The 25,484-nt window shown below is 35.5% G+C and carries 23 protein-coding genes and 1 tRNA gene; 8 read left to right on the top strand and 16 right to left on the bottom strand.

Annotated elements, in window-relative coordinates; genetic code table 11:
- The first annotated feature begins 131 nt into the window (after positions 1-131).
- On the top strand, positions 132-1,709 hold the full coding sequence (locus tag ACNQGD_RS05715) for a L,D-transpeptidase family protein (RefSeq protein WP_417995543.1): 1,578 nt from the start codon (positions 132-134) through the stop codon (positions 1,707-1,709).
- 353 nt (positions 1,710-2,062) lie between these two features.
- Here the strand turns inward: ACNQGD_RS05715 and ACNQGD_RS05710 are convergent, their stop codons facing one another.
- Entirely contained in the window at positions 2,063-2,377 is a 315-nt protein-coding gene (locus ACNQGD_RS05710) for an HPF/RaiA family ribosome-associated protein (protein WP_282713855.1), read from the bottom strand.
- Between the two features lie 120 nt (positions 2,378-2,497).
- Positions 2,498-2,767, bottom strand: a complete 270-nt coding sequence (locus ACNQGD_RS05705; protein WP_417998612.1) for a hypothetical protein — start codon at positions 2,765-2,767, stop codon at positions 2,498-2,500.
- A 103-nt stretch (positions 2,768-2,870) separates the two neighbouring features.
- On the opposite strand from ACNQGD_RS05705, the gene ACNQGD_RS05700 reads away from it, so the two are divergent.
- The 3 genes from ACNQGD_RS05700 to ACNQGD_RS05690 all read left to right on the top strand — a co-directional run bounded on the left by ACNQGD_RS05700 (position 2,871) and on the right by ACNQGD_RS05690 (position 5,908).
- Positions 2,871-3,077: a helix-turn-helix domain-containing protein gene (locus ACNQGD_RS05700; protein WP_315179308.1), complete on the top strand. Its 207-nt coding sequence runs from the start codon at positions 2,871-2,873 to the stop codon at positions 3,075-3,077.
- Positions 3,078-3,140: 63 nt separating this feature from the next.
- Positions 3,141-4,529 carry an AAA family ATPase gene (locus tag ACNQGD_RS05695; RefSeq protein WP_417998611.1) on the top strand — a complete coding sequence of 463 codons (1,389 nt, stop codon included), beginning with the start codon at positions 3,141-3,143 and terminating at the stop codon, positions 4,527-4,529.
- Positions 4,526-5,908: a hypothetical protein gene (locus ACNQGD_RS05690; protein ID WP_417994058.1), complete on the top strand. Its 1,383-nt coding sequence runs from the start codon at positions 4,526-4,528 to the stop codon at positions 5,906-5,908. Before ACNQGD_RS05695 ends, ACNQGD_RS05690 begins: the two co-directional genes overlap by 4 nt.
- A 71-nt stretch (positions 5,909-5,979) precedes the next feature.
- Here ACNQGD_RS05690 and ACNQGD_RS05685 read toward each other — a convergent pair whose 3' ends face one another.
- The 9 genes from ACNQGD_RS05685 to ACNQGD_RS05645 all read right to left on the bottom strand — a co-directional run bounded on the left by ACNQGD_RS05685 (position 5,980) and on the right by ACNQGD_RS05645 (position 17,262).
- Positions 5,980-6,255 (bottom strand): helix-turn-helix domain-containing protein, encoded by a 276-nt coding sequence (locus tag ACNQGD_RS05685; protein WP_417998610.1) that lies wholly within the window; start codon positions 6,253-6,255, stop codon positions 5,980-5,982.
- A 275-nt stretch (positions 6,256-6,530) separates the two neighbouring features.
- A complete protein-coding gene (locus ACNQGD_RS05680; protein WP_417998640.1) occupies positions 6,531-8,624 on the bottom strand; it encodes a prolyl oligopeptidase family serine peptidase in 2,094 nt (697 codons plus the stop codon).
- Between the two features lie 341 nt (positions 8,625-8,965).
- Positions 8,966-9,379, bottom strand: a complete 414-nt coding sequence (locus ACNQGD_RS05675; RefSeq protein WP_417998609.1) for a PDDEXK nuclease domain-containing protein — start codon at positions 9,377-9,379, stop codon at positions 8,966-8,968.
- 45 nt (positions 9,380-9,424) lie between these two features.
- On the bottom strand, positions 9,425-9,883 hold the full coding sequence (locus ACNQGD_RS05670; RefSeq protein ID WP_417998608.1) for a DUF1016 N-terminal domain-containing protein: 459 nt from the start codon (positions 9,881-9,883) through the stop codon (positions 9,425-9,427).
- Between the two features lie 239 nt (positions 9,884-10,122).
- The gene (locus ACNQGD_RS05665; RefSeq protein WP_417998607.1) at positions 10,123-12,360 is read right to left on the bottom strand and encodes a TonB-dependent receptor; all 2,238 of its coding nucleotides are present in this window, start codon (positions 12,358-12,360) and stop codon (positions 10,123-10,125) included.
- A gap of 126 nt (positions 12,361-12,486) precedes the next feature.
- Positions 12,487-12,840 carry a hypothetical protein gene (locus tag ACNQGD_RS05660; RefSeq protein WP_417994055.1) on the bottom strand — a complete coding sequence of 118 codons (354 nt, stop codon included), beginning with the start codon at positions 12,838-12,840 and terminating at the stop codon, positions 12,487-12,489.
- A gap of 99 nt (positions 12,841-12,939) precedes the next feature.
- Positions 12,940-13,929, bottom strand: a complete 990-nt coding sequence (locus ACNQGD_RS05655; protein WP_417998606.1) for an aspartate-semialdehyde dehydrogenase — start codon at positions 13,927-13,929, stop codon at positions 12,940-12,942.
- A 384-nt stretch (positions 13,930-14,313) separates the two neighbouring features.
- The gene (gene mscL / locus ACNQGD_RS05650) at positions 14,314-14,730 is read right to left on the bottom strand and encodes a large conductance mechanosensitive channel protein MscL (RefSeq protein ID WP_417998605.1); all 417 of its coding nucleotides are present in this window, start codon (positions 14,728-14,730) and stop codon (positions 14,314-14,316) included.
- Between the two features lie 90 nt (positions 14,731-14,820).
- Positions 14,821-17,262: a bifunctional UDP-N-acetylmuramoyl-tripeptide:D-alanyl-D-alanine ligase/alanine racemase gene (locus ACNQGD_RS05645; RefSeq protein WP_417998604.1), complete on the bottom strand. Its 2,442-nt coding sequence runs from the start codon at positions 17,260-17,262 to the stop codon at positions 14,821-14,823.
- A 224-nt stretch (positions 17,263-17,486) separates the two neighbouring features.
- Here ACNQGD_RS05645 and ACNQGD_RS05640 point away from each other — a divergent pair, with 224 nt between their 5' ends.
- A complete protein-coding gene (locus tag ACNQGD_RS05640; RefSeq protein WP_417998603.1) occupies positions 17,487-18,092 on the top strand; it encodes a hypothetical protein in 606 nt (201 codons plus the stop codon).
- Here the strand turns inward: ACNQGD_RS05640 and ACNQGD_RS05635 are convergent.
- On the bottom strand, positions 18,087-18,788 hold the full coding sequence (locus tag ACNQGD_RS05635) for a porin family protein (RefSeq protein ID WP_417998602.1): 702 nt from the start codon (positions 18,786-18,788) through the stop codon (positions 18,087-18,089). The two genes, ACNQGD_RS05640 and ACNQGD_RS05635, sit on opposite strands and share 6 nt — an antisense overlap.
- 301 nt (positions 18,789-19,089) lie before the next feature.
- Here ACNQGD_RS05635 and ACNQGD_RS05630 point away from each other — a divergent pair, with 301 nt between their 5' ends.
- The 3 genes from ACNQGD_RS05630 to ACNQGD_RS05620 are packed head-to-tail and all read left to right on the top strand — an operon-like array spanning position 19,090 to position 21,992.
- Entirely contained in the window at positions 19,090-19,215 is a 126-nt protein-coding gene (locus ACNQGD_RS05630; protein WP_417998601.1) for a hypothetical protein, read from the top strand.
- Between the two features lie 18 nt (positions 19,216-19,233).
- Positions 19,234-20,553 (top strand): gluconate:H+ symporter, encoded by a 1,320-nt coding sequence (locus ACNQGD_RS05625; protein ID WP_417998600.1) that lies wholly within the window; start codon positions 19,234-19,236, stop codon positions 20,551-20,553.
- A gap of 20 nt (positions 20,554-20,573) precedes the next feature.
- On the top strand, positions 20,574-21,992 hold the full coding sequence (locus ACNQGD_RS05620) for a gluconokinase (protein ID WP_417998599.1): 1,419 nt from the start codon (positions 20,574-20,576) through the stop codon (positions 21,990-21,992).
- A gap of 207 nt (positions 21,993-22,199) precedes the next feature.
- Here the strand turns inward: ACNQGD_RS05620 and ACNQGD_RS05615 are convergent.
- The 4 genes from ACNQGD_RS05615 to ACNQGD_RS05600 all read right to left on the bottom strand — a co-directional run bounded on the left by ACNQGD_RS05615 (position 22,200) and on the right by ACNQGD_RS05600 (position 25,335).
- A tRNA-Ser gene (locus ACNQGD_RS05615) sits at positions 22,200-22,286 on the bottom strand.
- A gap of 61 nt (positions 22,287-22,347) precedes the next feature.
- Positions 22,348-23,376 (bottom strand): asparaginase, encoded by a 1,029-nt coding sequence (locus ACNQGD_RS05610; protein WP_417998598.1) that lies wholly within the window; start codon positions 23,374-23,376, stop codon positions 22,348-22,350.
- Entirely contained in the window at positions 23,366-24,502 is a 1,137-nt protein-coding gene (locus ACNQGD_RS05605; RefSeq protein WP_417994045.1) for a 1-acyl-sn-glycerol-3-phosphate acyltransferase, read from the bottom strand. Before ACNQGD_RS05605 ends, ACNQGD_RS05610 begins: the two co-directional genes overlap by 11 nt.
- A gap of 65 nt (positions 24,503-24,567) precedes the next feature.
- Positions 24,568-25,335, bottom strand: a complete 768-nt coding sequence (locus tag ACNQGD_RS05600; RefSeq protein ID WP_417998639.1) for a TatD family hydrolase — start codon at positions 25,333-25,335, stop codon at positions 24,568-24,570.
- Positions 25,336-25,484 lie beyond the last annotated feature (149 nt).

Here is a 25,484-nt window from a genome sequence, read left to right as displayed (position 1 = left end):
TATGCCCTTAAATTAAGGATGCGGTTTCAATCCTGAAAAACGCAACCCCTTCAGTACTGGTAGTAGCATCTGAGATTTGACGTATTTTTGTATTGCCTTAAATGGATTCTTTACGATTAAAAAGTTACCCTATGAAAAAGTTATTTTGCCCCATACTAATTGTTGTTTTTACACTATTACTCACCATCGTTTCCTGTAAAAAGAAAGATGTAAATGAAGCTAAAAAAGAAACGAGTTTAAATACCGTTGAAATTGCTTTTGACAGCACACAAATCAAAACCTTCTTTGGAAAATATCCAAAACTAAAAAGCTATCAAGGCGATGTTGAGCAATTATACCGCAAGCATCAGTTTCATTACATCTGGTTTGACAAGGATGGCCTTAATGAATTTGCAGGTTTGCTATACAACAAAGTGAATAATTTGAGTCAGGAAGGAATTGAAACTGAAATCCCGTACAAGGAAAAATTAGATGACATCTATGACAATCCGGAAGATAATCAAAAAGCGAGTATTGACACTGAATTGCTGAGTTCTGCATTGTACTTTTTTTATGCAGATAAAGTATACGATGGTATCAGCACTCAAAAATCGAAAGATTTAGGATGGTTTTTGCCTCGAAAAAGACAATCCTATGTCAATTATTTAGACTCGTTGTTAATCAATCCTTCGTTAATCAACAAAGAAGAAAAAGGAGTATTGAAACAGTATTACCTGCTTAAAGATGTCTTGCAGGAATACCGTAAAATAGAAAAAAAAGGCGGTTGGAAAACCATTGCACTGGATCCAAACATCAAATCATATAAACCTGGCGACAGCGCCACTGCCATTGCGCAAATCAGAACCCGTCTGTTTATCACGGATGATCTTTCCCGAGATTCTAAAAGCGCGGTGTATGATGACGAATTAGCAACCGGAATTTTAAAATTCAAAAAGAGAAGTGGCAATCTCCTGAACAAAACGATTCTTCCGGAACACATCAACTACATGAATGTTTCTGTTGCGGATCGTATCAAAACTGTTATGGTCAATATGGAACGTTGCAGATGGATTTCGAATGACATTACCAAATCCAAGGAATTAATTGTGGTGAATATTCCAGCCTATGAACTTACTTTTTTCAGAGACGGAAAACCGGAATTACGCTCTAAAGTTGTGGTGGGAAAAGCGATGCACAAAACGGTAATTTTTAGTGCGCCAATGAAGTTTATCGTTTTTAGACCCTATTGGAATGTGCCAACCAGTATCCTTAAAAAAGAGATTCTTCCGGCCATTGAAAAGAATCCAAATTACTTGGCTGAACACGACATGGAATGGAAAGACAGCTACGTAAGACAAAGACCCGGACCGGAAAACTCATTGGGATTAGTAAAGTTTTTATTCCCCAATTCGAATGCGATTTATTTGCACGATACCCCATCCAAAAGTTTATTTGGTAAAGAAGACCGCGCTTTTAGCCACGGTTGTATTCGTGTAGCCAAGCCAAAAGAACTTGCTGCCATGATTATGAAAAACGATAAAAAATGGAATCCTGAAAAGATAGAAACGGCGATGAACAGCGGAGAAGAATATTGGTACACGCTTAAAAACAAAATTCCGGTGTACATCGGTTATTTTACCGCTTGGGTAGATGCGGACGGTGTGGTTCATTTCTATGAAGATGTCTATAAAAGAGATGAGGCCTTAGCAACCTTATTGTTTGATAAATAAACGATTCAAAATTCGTATTGTTCGTATTGTTCTGAACAAAAATAGCACGCGGATTACACGGATTTGAACTGATTTTTTGATTATCCGTTACTAATACCAATCGGAAACTTTATGGGTTTATAAAAAAACAAAGTTGTTTTCTCTTAAACCATGAAGAAATTAAGATTCATTAAGGATAAAGCTTAATTTCTTAATGATAAATAAACATAATGAAATTTTTGGTTTGCTTAGCGGAAAGCCCTATTTCCGTTTAAAAAAGAAGAAGGACTACAAACGGTAGCATCTCAACCAAAAAAAAATGACACTATCTAAATTAGACAGTGTCATTTTTTTGTTTGCCAAAAGGCAACTATTTAGTACGCTTTCTGTTTTTCGAAAGCGGTATCCAACACTTTTTTAATTTTGTCCAAGGCTCCGTGAAAGGCTTTTTCGGTAGTATCAGCATGATTGGTAACTGCAACGGGTTGCATATTTACCGGACGGGCTTCGATAAGGCATCGTTTGTCGTTGATTCCGAATTTATCACTGTTTTCATCTGCAAGATGCACTTCTAAACGGGTTATTTTATCTTCAAAACGCGCCAAAGCTGTTCCTAATTCCTCCGCAATATACGCTTTCAAACGTGCGTGTCCTTCTACATTGTTGTCTGTGTTGATTTGTACTGTCATGTTTTTATATATTTAATGTTGTCTTTCAAATTTACCGATTGCAGTATGAAAAACCGAGCCAATTAATAAAACATTGTGAAAATAAAAGAGCTAAAAAGTGAATTTGAGGAAGGGATTGGATTATCCATTTTCTAAATAATCATAAATGAAATCATTCTCAGTTTCAAATCCAGAATGAAATTTCATTACAAACCGAGAAGTTAGTTTTTCTACCCAATTTTCAATTTCTTGTTTTGAATCTAGATTATCCAAAAAAAGCAACTGTGAATTTTCTTCAGAAAAATTATCATCAAAAAACATAGTAATGTCAGCTTTGAAAGTGTCAGCATAATTCTCTTCTGTTTGATTGAGAAGTTGCTCTAAGTATTCGATTTTTTCCAGTAGTATCATTGTTTAAAAAGAATTGGATTTTTAAAGGCAATTATTTCAAAGGTAGAAAAAACCGGACTATACTCCGTTGCAATACAGACCACATTTTGTAATATTTGTTAACATGAATATTAAGCAAAAACTAGGTTTAAAAATAAAAGAGCTAAGAAAAGCAAAAGGTCTTTCACAAGAAAAACTTGCCAACCTTGCAGAAATTGACAGAACCTATTTACCAACTATTGAAAAAGGTGAAAGAAATGTTTCAATTGAAGTAGTTGAAAAATTAGCAAAAGCTCTTAATGTAAAAATTAAAGACTTGTTTGATGAATAGAGCTTATTATTTAAAACCGACTATTAGTCTAAGTTGAAATAATATAATACTTAAAACAGAAAAATGATTATAGATAACATTAGACAATTTATAAAAGACAAAGCAGAGCAATTTGGTGCCAAAGCCGAAAATGAATTTAACAAACCATACGTTGAACGCAAGAATACTGGACAAGAGGCATTGAAAGATAACGGTGCATATTTTGGTTTTATTCATCCTGACGAAGATACTTCTGGTCCGTTTCACGATTTTTCATTGACTATTTTTCCCAACGAACAGAACAAACCATGGTTAATTTGTTTAGGTATTGGCTCAAGTGGGTTTAAAAATGACTATGAATTAGCAACTTATCCAGGACTCAGAAGATTGTTTTCAAATCTAATTAACGAAAGAGGCTTTTGTAAATCTGATTTTTCAGATATTGAAACCAGTTTACCAAAAACAATTACTGGAAACAATGATTTACAGCATATAAAAAACACTATTAAAATCTATTCAAAAGTATTGCCGGTTTGCCAAATAGTAGATAATCCCGAATCTAAAGAAGGTAAGGAAATAATTGCTGCTTTTGTTGCTGGTTATGCAAAGTTAAGAGAATGGCCATCAAACAAAGAGCATAGAAAAGCAATTACTGAAGCTCTTCAACCTTTTTTGAAAATAGAGGAAATCGATGAAGCTGAAGAAATCGAAAGTTTGCTCAACCAAAGAAGATTCATTGTTCTTCAAGGTCCTCCAGGCACTGGAAAGACAAGAACGGCTAAATTAGTGTCAGCTAAAATAAAAGCTAAAACATTTTTTACACAATTTCACGCTGAGACTAGTTTCTCTGACTTTATTTATGGAATTAGACCCGATGTTAAAAGTAAAGAATTAAGTTATATTGAGAACCTAGGAAGTTTCACCATAGCTTTAAAATATGCCATAGAGCATCAAACAGAGAAAATTGTTTTGATAATCGATGAAATAAACAGAGCAAATTTATCCAACGTTTTGGGTCCAATATTTTATCTATTTGAACACAAAATGGAAGATTCTGATATTGAAATAGAAATTTACCCAGGCTTTAAGATTAATCAACTTCCAAAAAATTTTAATGTAATTGCAACAATGAACACTGCCGACAGAAGTTTGGCAGTTGTAGACTTTGCTTTAAGAAGAAGATTTGCATGGTACACTTTGAAGCCAAAACCAATCAACTCAAAACAATTCTTCAAAGACGATTTCAGCAGAATACAAGAAATATTTGATTGGTACGCAACAAGCAATGAACTTTCATTACAACCTGGTCAAGGTTATTTCATTTCTTCATCGGCTGAAGAAATGGATAATAGAATCAAATATGAAATATTCCCATTAATTAAAGAATACTTACAAGAAGGGTTAATCAGAAATGCTAAAGAAGAGTTCAATAATTATTTCACAACTAGAATTAATAAATCTCTTTTTGAATGAATAAGCCTTTAGATGTTTTTTGTGAAATACCCTGTTTAACAGAAAAATCAATTTTGTTGAACGGTCTTTTTTTACAAAAAAAATGGTTTAAATCCGCCGACAAAAGAATCATAGGCCAATACCTGCAAAAATTCATTAATTACAATTCAACTAATTTTAGCTTTTTAGGTGTTCAGCCCTTAATCATAGGTACAGACCAAAATACTTCTTTAACTTTTCGTACTTCAGAATTCATAGGGACTATTCCTTTAAGAGCATCAGATACTGGTAAGCAGATTGGTGACTTTGTTGTGATGCCCAGATTCACTGGGCGGGATAGATTTGAAGATTACATAGAAATTCTTAATCTTTTACGGACTGAAATCAGTCCTCAAGTAATCGACAGTTTACCTTTAGCTTCAGGAAAGAATTTCCGACCTCCATTATATTTAGAAGCTATAAAATTTATTGATTCTCTTGAAGAATTAATAAAAACTCCATGGAGAAAATTTGATAATATTGAAAAGATAACTTCTCAACCAACAGGACAAGTAAATTGGAATAAATATATAAATGAAGAATATAAAATCGAAAATCGGTTAAAATTCCCAGCACGGAAAAATATCCTAAGTGAATTTCATATAGAATATTCTGAAATTCGCTATGTCTATGATTTGTGTAAATTGGAACTTTTATCTTCAAATACACCACAAAGAATAAAAAGCTCGATTAGAAACAGACTAACCTTTATTGACGAAAAGCTTTATTTACACAAACCTATTTCAACTAATAATATTGTTATAAAATCCGCTGATAATCTTAAAGTTAAAAACTGTAAAGATCAAGCAAATAGAATATTAAATTTTAATTTTATAGACAGTACGGCTTGGCGAGTGGATTTCTCTGATGTTTTTGAAAAGTTTGTTCAATATATATTTAAAGAAATTTCAAAAGAAACCGGAGGTCATTTATTTTCAAATTACAAATTTCATTCCAAAACCTCTAATCGATATTCTTGGGAATTGAAACATATTGAGCCAGATGCAATCTACCAAAAAGAAAATCTTATTGTATTTATTGATGCTAAATACAAATCAAATCTTTACAACAAATTTGACAAAAGTGAGAATTTAAAAGATATTCATAGACATGATTTACATCAGATTATGGCTTATTCATCATTTAGCAAAACCGACAATAAATATGGGTTTTTATGTTATCCCTCTGATAAAGTTGAAATAAAAAAAATCAGCTACAAGAATAATATAAATCAATCAACAAACAATATTTTTATATGCGGTATCCCACTGAAGAAAGAGTTTGTTCTTGATGTAAAAAAAGCATTAATGGCAGAACTAAATAAAGTGGAAATGAATAACGTGCCAAACACTAACTATTAGTTTCTTATTAAAATATTTCATAATCAATTTCTTGTTGTCGAACTCTTCAATTGATATATTCTCTTTCATTATCATTTCTTAAAATTATTATCGTTGAAGAATTCTATAAAATCAGTATCGAGCGCAAGGATTATTTTATCCATTATTTCGATTGAAACATTTCTTTTTCCTTTTTCGATGTCAGAAATATAATTCCTGTCAACATTCGAAATATTAGCCAGTTGCTCAATAGAGAAGCCTTTTTGTTCTCTTAATTCTTTTACTTTTTGACCAAATTTTTCTTTAATCTCCATATTTGATAAAATTAGTTTTACGCCTACAATTGACCCGCATACAATTGACCTCATTAATTTTTAGTTTTCAACTTGATTTGTTAAAACCGAATTATCCTAAAACAAAAAAAAACGCTACTCTTTCGAATAGCGTTTTTTGAACTCCTTATAATTTGTGATGTGATTGCTTTGCCACGTACCTCGCAACTTCTCGCAATGACAATCGTCTAGGAAATCCCATGCTCTAGCCCTGATTGCAACGAAAATCTATTATTTCCGCCTTTTCGGCGGATATAAAGATTGCAGTGAAAAGCAGGAAATAGCTCCTAAAATAAATCCTGTTAGCCCAACTATGGCAATAACACGACTCCCATGTTGAATAAGGTAAAGGCCTGAATATCGACATTTTCCTGAATGGTTGCCGCCACGGATTTTCCGGCACCGTGTCCTGCATTGATGTCAATTCTAATTAATGTCGGGTTTGTTCCGGTTTGTTTTTCCTGTAATTCGGCAGCAAACTTGAAACTGTGCGCCGGCACTACTCTGTCATCGTGATCGCCCGTAGTGACCATGGTTGCCGGATATTGAATCCCTTGTTTTATGTTGTGTACGGGAGAATACCCTTTGATGTAGCTGAACATTTCCTTGCTGTCCTGCGCCGTTCCGTAATCATACGCCCAACCTGCTCCTGCGGTAAAGGTATGGTAGCGCAACATGTCCATCACACCCACTGCCGGCAAAGCGACTTTCATCAACTCTGGACGTTGCGTCATGGTAGCACCCACTAGCAATCCTCCGTTTGACCCACCACGAATGGCCAGGTATTGTGAAGACGTGTATTTTTGAGCAATCAGGTATTCTGCCGCTGCGATGAAATCATCAAATACATTTTGTTTTTGCATTTTGGTTCCCGCATCGTGCCATTTTTTCCCGTATTCGCCACCACCACGTAAATTGGGTACGGCATAAACGCCTCCATTTTCCATCCAAACGGCATTGGCAATGCTGAAACTTGGTGTCAAACTCACGTTGAATCCTCCGTAACCATAAAGCATCGTTGGATTTGTCCCGTCGAGTTTCAATCCTTTTTTGTGAGTGATGATCATTGGGATTTTAGTCCCGTCTTTAGAGGTGTAAAACACTTGTTTGGACTCGTATTGCTCGCTGTCGAAATCTACTTTTGGTTTTTGATACACCGCAGAAGTTCCGGTTTGTGGTTCGAATGAAAAAGTAGAACCCGGAGTAATGTAATTCGTGAAGGAATAGTACACCGTTTTCTCTTTTTTCTTTCCACCAAAACCACCGGCAGTTCCTACGCCCGGCAATTGGATTTCACGCACCAGTTTCCCAGAATAATCGTATTGTTTCACCACCGAAACGGCATCTTTCATATAATTAGCAAAGAAATACCCACCTCCTGTTGATGGAGACAAGACGTTCTCCGTCTCTGCAATAAAGTCTTTCCAGTTTTCCGGTTTTGGGTTATTGACATCTACGGTAACGATGCGTTTGTTGGGCGCATTCAAGTCAGTTTCTATGAATAATTTTCCGCCTTCGTTTTCAATGATGTTGTTGTCGCTCTTGAAATTATCCACAATAGTCACAATAGGACTGTTCGGTTTTGTCAAATCTTTAATGTACAATTCGTTTCCGTACGTAGAATTAGACGCTGTGATAACCAAATAATGATCATCTTCGGTCACGCCACCGCCTACATAACGGCGTTTTTGGTCGGCGCCAAAAATCACTTTATCGTCTTTTTGTGCGGTCCCTAACTTGTGGAAATACAGTTTATGTTGGTCAGTTTTTGCCGATAATTCGCTTCCTTTTGGTTTGTCATAACTGGAGTAGTAGAAACCTTCGTTTGCTTTCCAAGACACGCCGCTGAATTTCACATCGACAATGGTGTCTTCAATTATTTTTTGGCTAATGGCATCCATGATAATAACTTTTCTCCAGTCGCTTCCGCCTTCTGAAATGGCATAAGCTACTTTAGAACCGTCTTTGGAAAAATCCAGTCCGCCAAGCGAAGTGGTTCCGTCTTTAGAAAAGGTGTTTGGATCCAAGAACACGTTTTCGGTTCCTTTTGCGTCTTTTCTATACAACACCGATTGATTTTGTAAACCGTTATTTTTATAGTAATACGTGAAATTTCCTTCTTTGAAAGGCGCTCCTATTTTCTCATAATTCCACAGTTTTTCCATTCTTGCTTTTAGCGCATCACGAAACGGAATTTGCGCCAAATACCCGTATGTTACTTCGTTTTGGGCTTTTACCCAAGCACCGGTTTCCGCAGATTTGTCGTCTTCGAGCCAGCGGTAGGGATCCGGAAGTTTTGTATCGAAATACACATCCACAGTTTCTCCTTTACTCGTAGTGGGATAGGTTATGGATTTTGGATTTTGATTTTGGCCAAAAGTCGCCATTGCAGAAGATACAGCCATTATTAAAAAAGTTTTTTTCATTAGATTCTGTTTTAGGTTGTTACAAAAATAGGGAAATAGTTAGTGTTGTAAATAAGGAAAAGTCTTAAATAAAACAAAAAATCGTTTGTTTTCCGAATCAGATTTGAGTTGAATGAGATTGCAACTATTTTTTTTCGCCTCGAATTGCTCGAATTATAATTTAGGTTAAAAGTTTAATGAATTTCAGAACCAATACAATTATGTCCGCACTGCGAACATAATTCAAATTAAGCCACAGATGACACGGATTGAACGGATTTACACTGATTTTACAGCGAGATATTTCTTATTCAACTCAATATCTGTATCCGGATGGTGCGTTATTCACTTTCTTTTCCTTGCTCGAAATTCTGTAATTCAATATTCACAGCTTCTAACAACTGTTGTTCCGTGGGCAAGTATAATTTATATTGACTGGCTACAATATTTTTCTCGTTTTCCGGCAGCGTAAATTTCACGACTCCGTCATTTTTATTAGCACAAAGCAAAATACCAATAGTTGGATTTTCACGAGGCAGTTTTTCTACTCGATCATAATAATTGACATACATCTGTAGTTGACCAATATCTTGGTGCGTTAGTTTATCTGTCTTGATTTCGATAATGACGAAGCATTGTAATATTCGATTGTAAAAAACTAAGTCTGTAAAAAATTCATCGCCATCAATGTGTATTCTTTTTTGCCTCGCAACAAATGAAAAACCATTGCCCAGTTCCAATAAAAAATCTTGCAAATGGGTAATTATAGCGCTTTCTAAATCTCTTTCGTAGTAAGCCGCTTACCGTTTTAGTCCCAAAAATTCCAAATACATCGGATCTTTAATAATCTCTTTAGCATCCGCAGGGAGTTTTTCATTTTTGGCTACAGCAAGTACGCTTTCTTTATCATTACTGATTAAAAGGCGTTCCCAAAGATTGCTATAAATTTGACGTTCTAATTGTCTGGTATTCCAATTATTTTTTACAGTTTCGGCTATATAAAAATCAATTTTATCCTGACTATCAAGGCGAATAATTAGTTTGTAATGCGTCCAACTCAATTGCGAACGCAGTGCGTTCGCAATTGGAAAGGAGCGATAAAATTGTCTAAATAATTCTATTTGGCGTTTTGAAAAACCGCTTCCAAACTCGGGTTCTAACTGTTGTGAAATGTATTTTGTTAAATACTCTCCATAGTCCGCACGATCCTTTCCGTCTTGTTCTTCCTCGAAAATACGTTGCCCAATATACCAATACATCAAGGTTCTTTATTGTCTACCGCTCTAATAGCTTTGTCTTTCGAAGCTGCGATAATAGCTTTAATATCAGGAATTACAGATTGGTTTTGTAGCATCATTATTTTAGGTCATAAAAATTCATTCGATTCTATATACAATAATACGAAAAAAGCACTGAAACAGTAATCAATACTTTTTGTGCTTAAAACAAAAAAACGCTACTCTTTCGAATAGCGTTTTTTTTTGCTCAAGCAAATGAATTACAAATTAAAATTCACACCTAAAACGATGTTTCTTCCAATGTTTGGAATACCATCTGTTTTTAGACGGGAAAGATGCGCAATGTATCTTTTATCAAATAAATTATTCCCGTTGATATTGACGTCAAAAGCGGTTTTACCCAATTTTACAGTTCCGCCAAAACCTAAATTTACTAAGTTATACCCATTCGATGCTGTCTCAAATCCGCTTACATTTTTTTGATGGAACGTACTGGAAACATTCAAAGTTGCATAACCATCTTCCAGCCAGTTCTTGATTTTGAATTCGGTTCTAATGGTATTATTCCAATTATTAGCCGGAATTAACGGCAAGTAATCACCATTTTGTTTTTCGCCGGTTACGGTTTCAAAACTGGTTTCAAAATGCAACCAATCCAATGGATGCGGGTGAAAATGCAGTCCAACTTCACCTCCGTATAATTTAGCGTTGTTCTGAATATAATCAAAAACAGCGTTTTCTGCAATGATTTCTCCAGATGGCGAGGTGTAGATATAATTGTTGATGTGATTGTAAAATCCATTCACAAAAAACTCAAAATGATCCGTTTTGTATTCTAAATTTAAATCTGTTTGCACGTTTTGCTCCGTTTCTAAATCGCTATTTCCTACCTCATAGCGATTCGTTCCTTCATGCACTCCATTAGAAGTTAATTCTGCAAGATTTGGCGCTCTAAATCCGGAAGCCACGTTCAAACGCAACGTCAAATCATCGGCTAAATTGGTTTTGTAACCCAACGACGCATTAAAACTGTCGTATGATTTATCGATGGCTTTAAAAGAACCCTCTTCGCCTGCAACTCCTTGTGCATCCGTAGTAATATTTCTATTATCGAAACGCAATCCGGCTTGCAACACATTGGAATTCCACTCATAATTAGCCGTTCCAAAAACCCCAAAATCATTCGTAACCGCATCCGGAATTAAATATTCTTCGCCTGAATTTGTATTGGTTTGGTGCATTCCCTGAACGCCCACAATGGTTTCTATTTTTCCCATTTTTGGTAAATGGTATTTTGCGTTGTAATTGAAAGTTTTCAATTTCATGTGTAGAACTGCCACATTGCTGTCTTCAAACTCACTTCGATCATTGGCAACATACCCTAAATCAAGATCCAATTTTGATTTTTCGAAAAAGAAAACATTGTTTAAACTTAATAAATGATTGAAAACGCCTTGTTTTGGAAATCCGGTTTTCTTGCTTGTCGTTTGGCCTGCTATACCATCTTCCGGGATTCCTAAATCCAATTCATTGTAATTGTAACGCAATACACTTGAAAATTTAGCATTGCTGTAGCCAATTCCTGTTTTGAAATCGGTTTCATTGTAACGGGTATTTGTTACTCTGTCACCATCGGCACCCGAGGTCGAAGACCGAACTGGCGAAGCACTTTTATAATCCGAATGAGAATTGTAACTTCCACGAACCATGAATTTCCAGTTGTCTGTGGATGTTTTCAAACCCAAAGAAGAACTGCTTCCTGCGGTATTCGAGAAATATTTTTGACTGAAATTCGCTTTAAAGGTATTCGCATCAGCAAATTTTTCGGGATTAAAATACAAAACACCACCCAAAGCATCAGAACCGTACAACAACGAAGCAGGTCCTTTTATCACCTCAACGCTTTCTATTCCTGAATCGTTCAATCCCAAACCGTGTTCGTCACCAAACTGTTGATTTTCTATTCGAACACCTTGTGAATATACCAAAACACGATTGCCGCTCAAACCACGAATTACCGGTTTCCCGATAGATGTTCCGGTAGAAACCTGAGAAACTCCGGGAATAGTCGCCAATCCTTCAATCAAAGTGGCGGTTCCTTTTCGTTGTAAATTTTTGATGCTTTCGTGCTCCACTTTCATCACGTTCTGTGATTGTATTTTATTGAAGGCGGTGGAAACGATTACCTCATCCATTTCGAAAATTGCTGCTTCAAGGATAACATCAAGTGTGTTTTCGTTTTGAAGGCTGTTTATGGTTTTATTTTGAGTTGCAAATCCCATGAACGTAAAGCTGATTTTTAAGTTTCTATTTGGAAGATTGGAAAGTGTATATTTTCCGTTTTCATCTGTAGTGGTTCCTTTATGCAATTCTGATGTATATATCGAAACGCCTTTTAGAGGTTGATTTTTTAAATCGGTTACGGTTCCCGAAAGGGTATTTTGCGCCTGAAGTATCGCTGAGAGCCCCAAAAATAGGGCTATAATAAATTTTTTCATTGAAAATGATTGAATAGTTTTTCCTCTCCCCATCCCTCTCCAATGGAGAGGGAGCCGAGACCGGAATTATTTAGTAAATAAAAAATTATTTGTGTTGAAATAAATTCAACAGAAGCCGAAATAGATTCAGCTTAAACTATTTACAGGTGGTCCGCGATGGGAATACAAACTGCCGGAAAACGAAATAATGTTTTCCGTTGCAGTAAAAAAATAAGGGATTTGTTCAATACTAGAATACAATTGATAGGAAAAATCTTTTGGAGTTATGTAACTGCCAAAAGCGAATTCACAAACAAAACAATGCTCTAATTTGTGGTGTTGGTGCGTTATCTCCGTACCGGTAACATTGTATTTATGGTGACACTGCTTTTCGGAAAGCTGTTTTGCCAAATGCTCATACGTATGCAATGACTGAAACAGCATTGAAAACAATACTGTAATAACCAGAGAAAGACTTAGTATGAGTTTATTCTTTTTCATTCGAGCCAAAGGTAACAAAAACAGGAAAAAAGAAAACCATTTGTCTCACAAAATATATTTTTGTGAAACAAATGGTTTCATTTTAACATAAAAATTGATTTACACCAATTTAGCTGCGATCAAATATTCTGCAATTTGGATTGTGTTTGTTGCTGCTCCTTTTCTCAAGTTATCCGCAACTATCCACATATTCAATGTGTTTTCCTGGCTTTCATCACGACGAATTCTACCTACAAAAACGTCATCTTTTCCTTGTGCATACATAGGCATTGGGTAGGTATAAGTATCGTTATTATCTTGAACCACCACGCCATCAGTATGGTGCAAAATACTCCTCACTTCATCTACGTCAAAATCATTCGAAAATTCTACATTTACCGCTTCACTGTGTCCGCCTACAATTGGCACACGAACTGCGGTTGCTGTAACGGCAATCGTGTTGTCGCTTAAGATTTTTTTGGTTTCACTAACCAGTTTCATCTCTTCTTTTGTGTATCCATTTTCTTCGAAAGAATCACATTGTGGAATGGCATTTCTGTGAATTGGGTACTTGTACGCCATTTCACCTTGAACACCTGCGTATTCATTTTCCAATTGTTGCACTGCTTTGACACCTGTTCCAGTAATGGATTGGTAAGTTGAAACAATTACACGTTTGATATTGTATTTTTTATGCAATGGAGCCAAAACCAAAACCATCTGAATGGTAGAGCAGTTCGGATTCGCAATGATTTTATCTGCTGCCGTCAATTCAGTTGCATTGATTTCGGGAACGATTAGTTTTTTAGATGGATCCATTCTCCAAGCCGATGAATTATCGATAACCGTTGTTCCTGCTGCCGCAAATTTTGGAGCCCACTCCAGTGAAGTGTCGCCACCAGCAGAGAACAAAGCAATATCCGCTTTCATATCTACTGCCGTTTGCATGCCTACTACTTTATATTTTTTGCCCTTGTATTCAATTTCTTTACCCACTGATCGCTCAGAAGCAACCGGAATTAATTCTGTTACAGGGAAATTTCTTTCTGCCAAAACTTTCAACATTACTTCGCCAACCATTCCGGTAGCACCTACAACTGCTATTCTCATGTTATATTTTTAGTATTGAATATTAAATTTGAAATACAAAAGTAACTAATATTGAAATTAAAACAAGTGGATTCACAAAAAAATAACAAAATGTTAAATTTATAACATTTAACTAAAACCATGAAAATCAAAAGTAAAATTGTTTCAAGCAAATGTTTCTTTTTGATTGGAAAAGCTTGTGAAATAACATTCTATATAATTTTGAACCCTTAAGAAATTAAGAAAATTAAGTTTTAAGATGCTTCTTAATGTATCTTAATTTCTCAATGGTAAAAAAGCCGCTGCTGTTTTAGACAAACTTTTAAAGAAAAACCGCCTCGATTACGAAGCGGTTTAGTCCTGAAATTAATTCAGGATAAATTAGAATATATACTGTAGCGGAAATTATTTTTTTAACAAATCTCTAATCTGAGTCAATAATTCTTCTTGAGTTGGTCCGACCGGAACAGCTGCAACAACAACTTCTTTTTTCTTCGCTTTTTCAGCAGCTCTCAAAACGACAAAAATAAAGAAAGCAATAATGATGAAATTAATAATCGCCTGAACCAAGTTTCCGTATGTAATTACAGCAGCACCAGCGGTTTTGGCAGCAACCAGCGTTTCGTAACTGTTCCCGTCCAAAGTGATGAATTTCTGGGTGAAATCAATTCCACCAGTTAGCAACCCTACTATGGGCATAATAACATCATCCACAGCAGATCCAATAATTTTACCAAATGCACCACCAATAACTACTGCAGTTGCTAAACTTAAAACGTCTCCTCTCATTATAGAAGCTTTAAAATCACTGAAAAATCCCATAATTTATTTTTTTGGGTTAAAATTATCTTTATAAAACGAATTTAATAAAATTTTTAATACAATTAAAAGTCATTCTCTCAAATTTATAGGTCACCTGTAAAATACTCGTTTTACACGTTGCGAAATACTGGTAAGGATTTCATAAGGAATTGTATTTAATTTCTGGGCTATGAAAGATACTGTTGGACTTTCACCAAAAATAAGTATCGCATCGCCCTCTTTGCATTCGACCCCTGTGACATCAACCATTAGCATATCCATACAAATACTGCCAACAATGTAGGCCTTGGTGTTTTTTACCATAACAAATCCTAAACCGTTGCCCCAGCCTCGGGAAATTCCATCGGCATACCCAATAGGAATGGTGGCAATTTTTGTTGGTTTTTCGGCTATAAATCGGCGGCCATATCCTACGCTTTCACCAGCTGCGATAGTTCTTATTTGCGAAATCACAGATTTCAGCGTACCTACATTTTCAAGTTGTTTTTGTTCTTCGGTATCATTTGAAACACCGTAAAGACCGATTCCCAAACGAACCATGTCGTATTGTGATTTTGGAAAATTACTGATTCCCGAGGTATTCAAGATGTGTCGCAAAGGATTTATTTTCAATTCGGACATCAACTTAGCCGATAATTTTTCGAATAAAACAATTTGAGAATGTGCAAAATCCATGTGCTCGAGATCATCACTCGTGGCCAAGTGAGACAAAATACTCTTTATTTGAACAGTCTCATTGCCTCTAAGTGCACCTATCAAATCATCGATGGTGTTTTCCTCAAAACCCAATCGATGCATTCCTGTATCAAATTTAATATGAATTGGAAAGTGTTCCAGTTTTTTTTGTTTTGCTATTTTCAAAAAAGCATACAACCCTTTCAAACAGTAAATCTCCGGTTCTAATTGATGTTGAATAATTGCCGAAAAACTGGTGTTTTCTGGATTGAGAACCATAATGGGCACCTTTATACCGCCGTTTTTCAATGAAATTCCCTCATCGGCAAAAGCCACTCCTAAATAATCTACTTTATGGTACTCCAGCAATTTGGCAATTTCAAGTCCGCCGTTTCCATAACCGAAAGCCTTTACCATAACCATAATTTTTACCTTTGGCTTCAGCTTTGATTTAAAAAAATTCAAGTTATAACTAATCGCATTCAGGTTGATTTCCAGAACCGTTTCATGTGTTTTCTCTTCTAACAAATAAACAATTTCTTCAAATTGGAAAGATCGCGCCCCTTTTATCAAAATGGTTTCATTACCAAAATCCAGATTTTCAAAATCCGCGATAAATGCAGCTGTATTTTTAAAAGTGATACAATTGGCAAATTTGTTTTTAAATGCCGAAATGGTTTCACCAATACCGATAACACGGTCAATTTTATTGGAAACAATCAACTGGGAAACTTTGGCATACAGCTCTTCATTAGACAAACCACTCTGGAAAATATCAGATAAAATCACCGTTTTCTTCTGGTATTGTTTTTGACTTTCGAGAAAATCCAATGCAATTTTCAAAGACTGAAAATCCGAACTGTAACTATCATCAATAAGACTGCAATTATTAATTCCGTTCTTGACTTTCAGTCGCATTTCTACCGGATACAACAATTCCATCCTATCTTGAATGGTCACGGCGTCGTATTCAAAATACAACAAAACCATCAAACAAGAAATTGCATTTTCTACCGATGCTTTGTCTTGAAAAGGGATTTTTATCTCAAAATGTTCCTGCTTGAATTGAACATTCAAAACGGTTTTGTCTAAAACACTTTTTTGGGAAACAAAAACAGAGGCACTTTTATCATTTAAACTCCACGAAAACGCTTTCATTTCGGGATTAATAAAAGCATCGATGATTTCATTTTTATTGTAAATTAAAACTTGAGCATGCTTAAAAAGTTTTAATTTTTCTACTATTTTCTCTTCTATACTTGCAAATCCTTCATCATGAGCCGTACCTATATTAGTAAGGATCCCAATGGTTGGTTTGATAATCTCTTCTAAATTTTCCATTTCAGAACGAGTGGAAATACCTGCTTCAAAAATCCCCAAATTGTGTTTTTCATTAATTGCAATCACAGACAGCGGAACACCAATTTGGGAGTTGTAACTCTTTGGACTTCGGATTACGTTGTAATCAGGACTTAATAAAAAATTGAGCCATTCCTTGACAATCGTTTTACCGTTACTTCCGGTCAATCCGATAATGGGAAAATCAAAAAGACTGCGGTAATTAGCTGCAAATTGTTGCAATGCCACTACTGTGTCCGTTACAATATAAAAATTGGCTTTCCCTCGACAATCTTCAGGAATATGGGTCACAACAAAATTTTGAACGCCTGTTGCAATTAAATCCTTGACATAAAGGTGTGCATCATTATTGGCTCCGACCAAAGCAAAAAACAAAGTCTGCGGTCCGTTTTGCAAAGAACGGCTGTCTATAGCAATAGTATCTATTGCCAAATTAGTGTGGTTACCAATGAATGCAGCAGGAATATTTTGAATGCTTTTTAGGATTTTCTGGCTCATGGAATTAGAAAGAGATTGAAGTAGCTTTTTTTTTTAAAATTACTTTTTTAATAGTTCGTCTATTTGTAAAACTTTCTCAAAAATAACACTTCTTTTCAAAACGATGCCGTAGATATACTATAATTATACCCAATTCCGTTTATTTAAGAGAAAGAAACAATAGCTTTAGCTTTAGTAGCTTTGGCAGATTACTTATATTTGTTTTTAGATATAAATCAGAAGTTTTGAAAAAAATTCTCCCATTGTTTTCTTATGTTTTCCATCCGATATTCATACCGGCAATGGCCACGTTGTTTTACCTTTACTTCAGCGGCGGTGAATTTGTAAATCAAGAAAAATTATTCATTTTTTTTCAGGTTCTGGTAGTAACGGTAATTCTGCCTTCATTGGTTTTTTTATTATTACGCACGGCAGGAAACATAGATTCTATAATGCTTGCCGAAGTATCCCAACGCAAAATTCCCTTAATAATCCACTGTTTTTTGCTGATTTTATTAGTAAAAAAAAGCATTACAATAGAACGATATCCTGAGTTGCACTTTTTTCTGCTTGGCGCACTTTTGAGTACTATATTGGCACTTATTCTTTTGTTTGCCAATATAAAAGCGAGCCTTCATATCATCGCAATCAGCTCCTTAACGGTTTTTATAATTGGATTGAGTTTACACCTTCAAATTCAAAACACACTTACAATTGCTGTTCTGATTCTTCTTAATGGTTTTGTGGCTTCCTCACGATTAGAAATGAAAGCACACACAAATAAAGAATTGCTCATAGGTTTTATGCTCGGAGCAGTTCCTCAGTTGCTTTTGTTAATGCTGTGGTTATAAAATGTAGAACATAATTCCAATGTTAAATGCTTTCATATCAACCGATTCGTCATTGATTTTTGCAGATTTAAACAGCGAATTCAAACCGTAATACGCATATAAATTAATTGTATTGTAGCCTGATGAAATATAAGCTCCATACTGAAATTTATTAAAATCTGGATTCCCTGTCACCACCACTTCCCCATCAGGACTATTGAAAACAGACCTGTCATAAAGCAAATAACTTAACTTAAATCCGCCGTATATCCTCCAAAATTTATGACTTTTATAAGTAGAAGTTCTCCATCTGAACTCAAGAGGAACATCAACAGAAAGTAAAGAGAATTTGTTTTTATTATATGTAATATCCGAATCGATAATAGTATATACCGGCGTTCCTGCAGGTGAAGAAATGGCAAGATTTTGATTGTAATTATTGTAGGAAAAACCAATACCGGAAGCTATAGCAACCGTTCTTTTTTTATTAATGGGCATATCTCTCAAAAAACCCGCCGAAAGACCCGAAGAAAATTTACTTTGGGACAATTCAGACGGCTTATTTATCAAGGTATTGTACGTTATTGCAAAATAAAACTGATCTTCTCGATACAAAGAATCAACTTTCACAAAGACACTATCTTGAGAAGCTGTATTTTCTTGTGAAAAAACATTCAAAACCGATAAAAAAAGAAAACAACTAAGAAAAATTCGCATATTGTTTTGGGTTTAAATTACTCAATGGTCGTTCAAAACACATTCCAGATTTCAATTCTCATTATAACGTTACAAATATACCATTTAGATGGTTTTCTTATAGATTATAACGACAATAAACTTTCATAAAAAGGAGTCTACACAAAAACCGCAAAAAAATAATTAACATATTGAATCCAACAAGTTTACTATTTTTCGAATAAATTGCTTGTTAAAAAATTAAAACCAATATTTTTACTTTAAAATATTTTTTACAATTACTCAAAAAACGTCTTCAAATCAGACTTAAAACAATACAACCATGCAAATTGGAATTATAGAACTAAGAAAAGTGGCAGCGGCACTTCGCAATGAATTTGGCGGCCACGCTGTCAAAAAAAAACGAATAACTGATTACCCAACAAACCAATTCGAAGCTAATTTTTAATTTTTCAAATTCAAATACATGTCAATATTGATCTTAATCGCAAGTATCCTTTTATTACTTGTCTTGATATCCGCAGTAAAACTCAACGCATTCATCTCCTTAATTATCGCTTCTTTCTTTGTGGGAATTGCCAAAGGCATGCAGTTACCTACGATCCTAAATTCCCTCCAACAAGGAATTGGCAGTACTTTAGGTTCATTGATTTTGATTATTGCTCTTGGAGTTATATTGGGAAACATCCTTTCAGATAGTGGTGCAGCACAACGAATAAGTTCGGTCATGATTCGGTCTTTTGGCGTTAAGCACATCAAATGGGCAATGTTACTTACGGGTTTTGCCGTAGGGATTTCGATGTTTTACAATGCCGGTTTTGTGATTTTGATTCCAATGGTTTTCGCTGTCGCAAAAAGTACGAAGCAGCCTATAATCTATCTTGGAATTGCCATGGCATCTGCACTTTCAGTGACACACGGTTTTTTGCCACCTCATCCGGGACCTACAGCTATTGCAATAATTTTTAAAGCGGATATTGGCAAAACGCTGTTGTTCGGGTTGATAATTGCTATTCCTACTTTATTGATTGCTGGAATTGTTTTCCCTGAATTCATTAAGAAAATTGTTGCTAATCCACCCAAAGGATTATTCGAAAGTAAAACATTCGCTGAAAACGAAATGCCTTCTTTCATGATCAGTTTTATAACGGCTCTGATTCCTGTCATCTTAATGGCTATGGCAACAATAAGCGAATTAACCTTGCCTGAAGCATCTTCTTTACGTCATATTCTTGGATTTATTGGAAGTCCGACCACCTCCATGCTTCTTGCGGTATTGTTTGCAATCGTTTTTCTAGGCATCAATCGCGGTCGAAAGATGCAGGACATTATGGATAAATCCAGTTCGGCACTGAGTTCAGCAACAATGATTATTATGATTATTGCGGCTGGCGGAGCTTTCAAACAAGTACTGATTGACAGTGGCATTGGTGCTGATTTAGCTATTTTTTTCGAAACATCGACACTTTCTCCGTTAGTATTGGGCTGGCTTGTGGCTACGATTATTCGGATAGCATTGGGTTCAGCAACTGTGGCGGGATTGACTGCGGCAGGGATTGTGCAACCTTTGGTGGTGAGCTCAGGAATAAGTCCAGAATTGATGGTTTTATCAATTGGTGCCGGAAGCTTAATGTGCTCTCATGTGAACGACACGGGATTCTGGATGTTTAAAGAGTATTTCGGAATCAGTATTTCGGATACATTTAAAACATGGACCGTTATGGAAACCATCATTGGAGTGATGGGATTGATTGGCGTACTATTGCTTAATTTAATGGTAGCATAATCCAAATTAAACTAAAGAAAATGAAGTTATTTTACATTGGAATAGACATTGGCACCACGGCAACAAAAGCCGTGTGTTTTGACAGAACCGGAAAAGTGATTCGGGAATGCAATCAATCTTATACAATGTATCATCCGAAGCCAGATTGGAGTATTCAAAAACCCGATGAAATTCTAGCGACTGTTTTAGGATGCATCCAAGAAATCACAAAAGGGATTCAGCCCCAATTCATCAGTTTTAGTTCGGCTATGCAAAGCATTATAGCTATTGACTCCAGCGGAAAACCACTCACCGATGCTATTATTTGGGCCGATAATAGAGCGCATTCATTAGCCGAAGCATTAAAAAAATCCAAACAAGGAAAAAATTTCTATCAAAAAACAGGAATTCCCATTCATACCTTTTCTCCCATGACCAAAATTGCTTGGTTAAAGAAGCACGATGCACCTAATTTTGCTAAAACGTATAAATTCATTAGCCTTAAAGAATACATTTGGCATCATCTTACCGGCGAATATGTAATTGATTCCTCGATGGCATCAGGCACAGGTTTAATGAACATTCATACACTACAATGGGAATCGGATATTTTAGATTATTTAAAAATAGCAACATCCCAGCTTTCTAAAATTGTGAGTTCTACCCATCAAAGCAAAGGACTATCCGATGGTTTTCAGTATATTTTGGGTGGCGGTGACGGCGTATTGGCAAATTTAGGAACCGGAGCTATGGAAACAGGCCGAATGGCATTATCCATTGGAACCAGTGGTGCGGTTCGTTTACCCGCTGACAAACCCTTTATTGATCCTGAAATGCGTACACAATGTTACCATTTGATGGACAATCACTATTTAAAACTGGGAGCTGTCAACAATGGCGCAATTGTTTTGCAATGGCTCAAAGAATCCATCTTAAAAACAGATGAATCTTTCGAAGAATTGTTCAAACAGGCTGAAACTATTTCTGCCGGATCCCAAGGCTTGCTTTTTGTTCCTTATTTATTAGGGGAAAGAGCTCCTATTTGGGATGCTTCCGCACAAGGGACACTTTTAGGAATCCAAATTATCCATACCAAAGCACATTTGATTAGAGCAACACTGGAAGGCATCTTATTTGGACTATTGAGCATTACCGAAATCTTACTTCCTAATCCCGAAAAAAGACATAAAACAACAATAATGGCGAGTGGCGGTTTTGGAAAAAGTGAACTTTGGCTGCAAATGGTCGCTGATATTTTTCAAATGAAAGTAATCGTAGCCGAAACAATCGAAGCTTCTGCTTGGGGAGCCGTTTTGATTGGATTTAAAGCTACTGATATTGCCGTTCCTACTGAAAATAAAGTTGGAAAAACCTTTTCACCAAATAAAAATCATAAGGAAATCTACGCACAAGGTTTTGAGAAATTTAAAAAGGTTTATTCTTTGTTGAAAAGCATCTAAAAAGTTCCAACCGTCTAAAACATTTAACTTCCAATTAAAGAGTAACTGGAATTAACTTCGTTGATCCTAAAAGGGACGTCTCACCAAGAAATTAATGCTCGGCATTTTTGCCTGATTCTTTTTTATTTTATACGCTTAGACAAACTAAAAAGTTTGCCACGCAATAAAACAAAAAATGCTTCCCTTTCGGGAAGCATTCATTTTTTGCAGAGAGGATGGGATTCGAACCCACGATGCAGTTACCCACATACTAGCTTTCCAGGCTAGCTCCTTCAACCACTCGGACACCTCTCTATTTTATTTGAGGTTGCAAATAACCATAAAAAAAATGAGTTAGAAAAGTAAAATCTAACTATTATGCTATTTCTCCTCGCAAAGCAGTTTCAAAAATAGTTTTGAAGTCATTTAATGCTATTTTTTGACCCAACAAATACATTAATTTAGTTATCGCAGCTTCTGTTGTGATGTCTTTTCCAGAAATTACACCTATTTCTTTCAACCCTGTACTGGTTTCATATTGCCCCATACTCACACTTCCTCCGGAACACTGCGTTACATTGATAACATGTAGACCGCTATTAATTGCTTTTTTCAATAAGTTTAAAAACCAATCTTCAGTAGGTGCATTTCCAGCGCCATACGTTTCTAAAACAATCCCTTTAAGATCTGGAATATTTAAAATAGCTTCCAAAACTGCTTCGCTAATGCCTGGAAACATTTTTATAATTGCTACGTTAGTATCTAAATTTTTATGAACCTTAAATTCTTTATTTTGATTTTTAGCTAAGAATAATTCCGGATTTAATTTTAAATGCACTCCCGACTCTACTAATTCAGGATAATTTGGAGACGTAAATGCTTTGAAATGCTCTGCATTAATCTTAGTCGTTCTATTGCCTCGGTATAATTTGTATTCAAAATAAAGACAAACTTCATTGACAACCGGTTCGTCATTCTTTCGTAAAGACGCAATTTGAATGGCGGTAATCAAATTCTCTTTGGCATCAGTGCGTAAATCTCCAATAGGCAATTGTGAACCCGTGAAAATAACCGGTTTCGATAAATTTTCGAGCATAAAACTCAACGCCGATGCGGAATACGACATAGTATCCGAACCGTGAAGCACCACAAATCCATCAAATGAAGTATAATTATCTTCAATAATCGTTGCAATTTTAGCCCATTTTTCAGGATTCATGTTCGAAGAATCAATTGGGTTTTCGAAAGAAATGGTTTCGATTTCGCAATCCAATTGTTTTAACTCCGGAATTCTTTGCAGTAATTTACTAAAATTGAAAGCCTTGAGCGCTCCAGTTTCAAAATCTTTTCTCATACCAATGGTTCCACCGGTATAGATTAAAAGTATTTTGGATTTATACAACATCGTGGTATTTTAATTTATTTACAACCGGATTCGCATACATCGCCAGAAAACCTTCTAAAGCAACTGGATTATCATGGTCAATACGCATTTCAAGTCTACGTTCGAATAATGATTTTTCATTTACTGTGTATAAATGAGAATAGTGATCGGTCTTGTTTACTATATCATAAGCAATATAATTCGTTGGCCATAACTTATAATTGCTCAATACTGCATCATCAATTACTTGTGCCAAAGCTACTATTTGCTTGTTTGAACTGTCGTTTTCAACTTTAATCGTTTCTATTTCAGAGTCTAAAACATTCCCTACATGAATGTGGATTCTTTTCTTTTGTCCCAAAGCGCCACTAAGAATGGTCATAAAATCTTCGTTTTTTTCTTTAATGTAGATTTCATTATTGGCTTCAGCCATCAATTGAGGCATTTTCAAAGCATCCGTTGGATCGTATTCGTACGAAATAGAAACCGGTACGATTTTAATTTTCTTGAAATAATCCATCAAATTCTTTTCATCAGAAGCCATTCCCAGCATTTTCAAAACACCTGGATTTGTGGCATCCTTACCGTCTTTCGTTCTTCCTTCGCGTTGTGCTATCCAAACGGAACGGTTTTCATGAAGCAATAAATTTCCAATATATTCCGACAACAGCTTTGAACTTTGCAGCATTTCTCTTGGCGTCAAGCCACGTTGCACCAGAAAATTACGATTGAGCTTTGCTAATGTCTTCAGAAAAGATTTTTTTACTAAATTATCTCCAATGGCAGATGCAGTCATCACTAAACCATGTTCAAACAAGGCCGAATTCAATAAAGTAGTATCCAAAAGTATATCTCGATGGTTCGAAATAAATAAATACGAAGTATTGGGTTCTAAATTTTCAAAACCAGAAGTAGTCAAGCCTTCCGAGCTTTTTTCTAATATTTTTTGAACCGATTGATAAATAAAATTACATTGAAAGTCGCGAATGGAATGCGTTTTTTTGAGTTGTTCTTTCCAAACTTCGTCTGCAACATCCGGAAAAGTAAAATTCATTAATGCCTTCATCATTGGATGATGTATGACATCTCGAAGTGCCTCGTTTATTTCGGAATTATAAAAAGGCCGAATAGCGTCAAATTTCTGCATTTTGGTTCTCAATTTTTGTGTGGACAAATGAACAAAAAAAATATCAAAATAAGGTAAATTCTACTTTAAATCCCAAAAATAGCTTTAGAATTCTCCGTTGTTATTGCCGCAATATCATTTGCCGAAAGGCTATAAATTTGCGCTAACTTATCTACAACATTGACAATGTAACTACTTTCGTTTCTTTTTCCTCGATAAGGAATCGGTGCTAAATATGGGGAATCCGTTTCTAAAACAATGTGTTTCAAATCTATCTGATTTAAAAACTGATCGATTTTTCCATTTTTGAAAGTCACAACTCCGCCAATTCCTAATTTCATATTATACGAAATCGCTTGTAACGCCTGCTCATAAGTTCCTGAAAAACAATGAAAAATCCCGAATAAATCAGCTGACTTTTCTTCTTCCAGAATTTCAAAAATTTCATCAAAAGCTTCCCGACAATGAATCACAATAGGCAATTTATAGTGTTTTGCCAATTGGATTTGCCTTTTGAAAGCGATTTGTTGCTGAGGCAAATGGGTTTTATCCCAATACAAATCAATCCCAATTTCGCCTACCGCATAGAATTTCCTTTTAGCCAATTCGTTTTCCACATGTTGTAATTCTTCCAGATAGTTGTCTTTTACATACGTTGGGTGCAACCCCATCATTAAGAAAACAGTATTGGGATGATTTTTCTCCAATTCGTACATCGATTGGGTGCAGGTAGAATCGATTGCAGGTATAAAAAAACGCGAGACGCCGGCATCAATGGCGCGTTGAATCATTTCGTTTCGATCATGATCAAATTCCTCTGAATATAAATGGGTATGCGTATCAGTGATTGTTATAGTTGCTTCCAAATGTAAAGTTTAAGAATACAAAATTACAAGAATAAAAGTTGTCGAAAAAATGGTTTTAAAAAGATTCTTACAATTCCTTCTGTAACTCCATGTATCTTTGTAAAACTGAAATAAATCACTGAAATAAATTCCGCATA

The sequence above is a fragment of the Flavobacterium glucosi genome (assembly GCF_048286535.1).
Taxonomy (GTDB): Bacteria; Bacteroidota; Bacteroidia; order Flavobacteriales; family Flavobacteriaceae; genus Flavobacterium.
The sequence above is the reverse complement of the archived record's forward strand: the minus strand, read 5'-3'. Positions and strand labels throughout refer to the sequence as shown.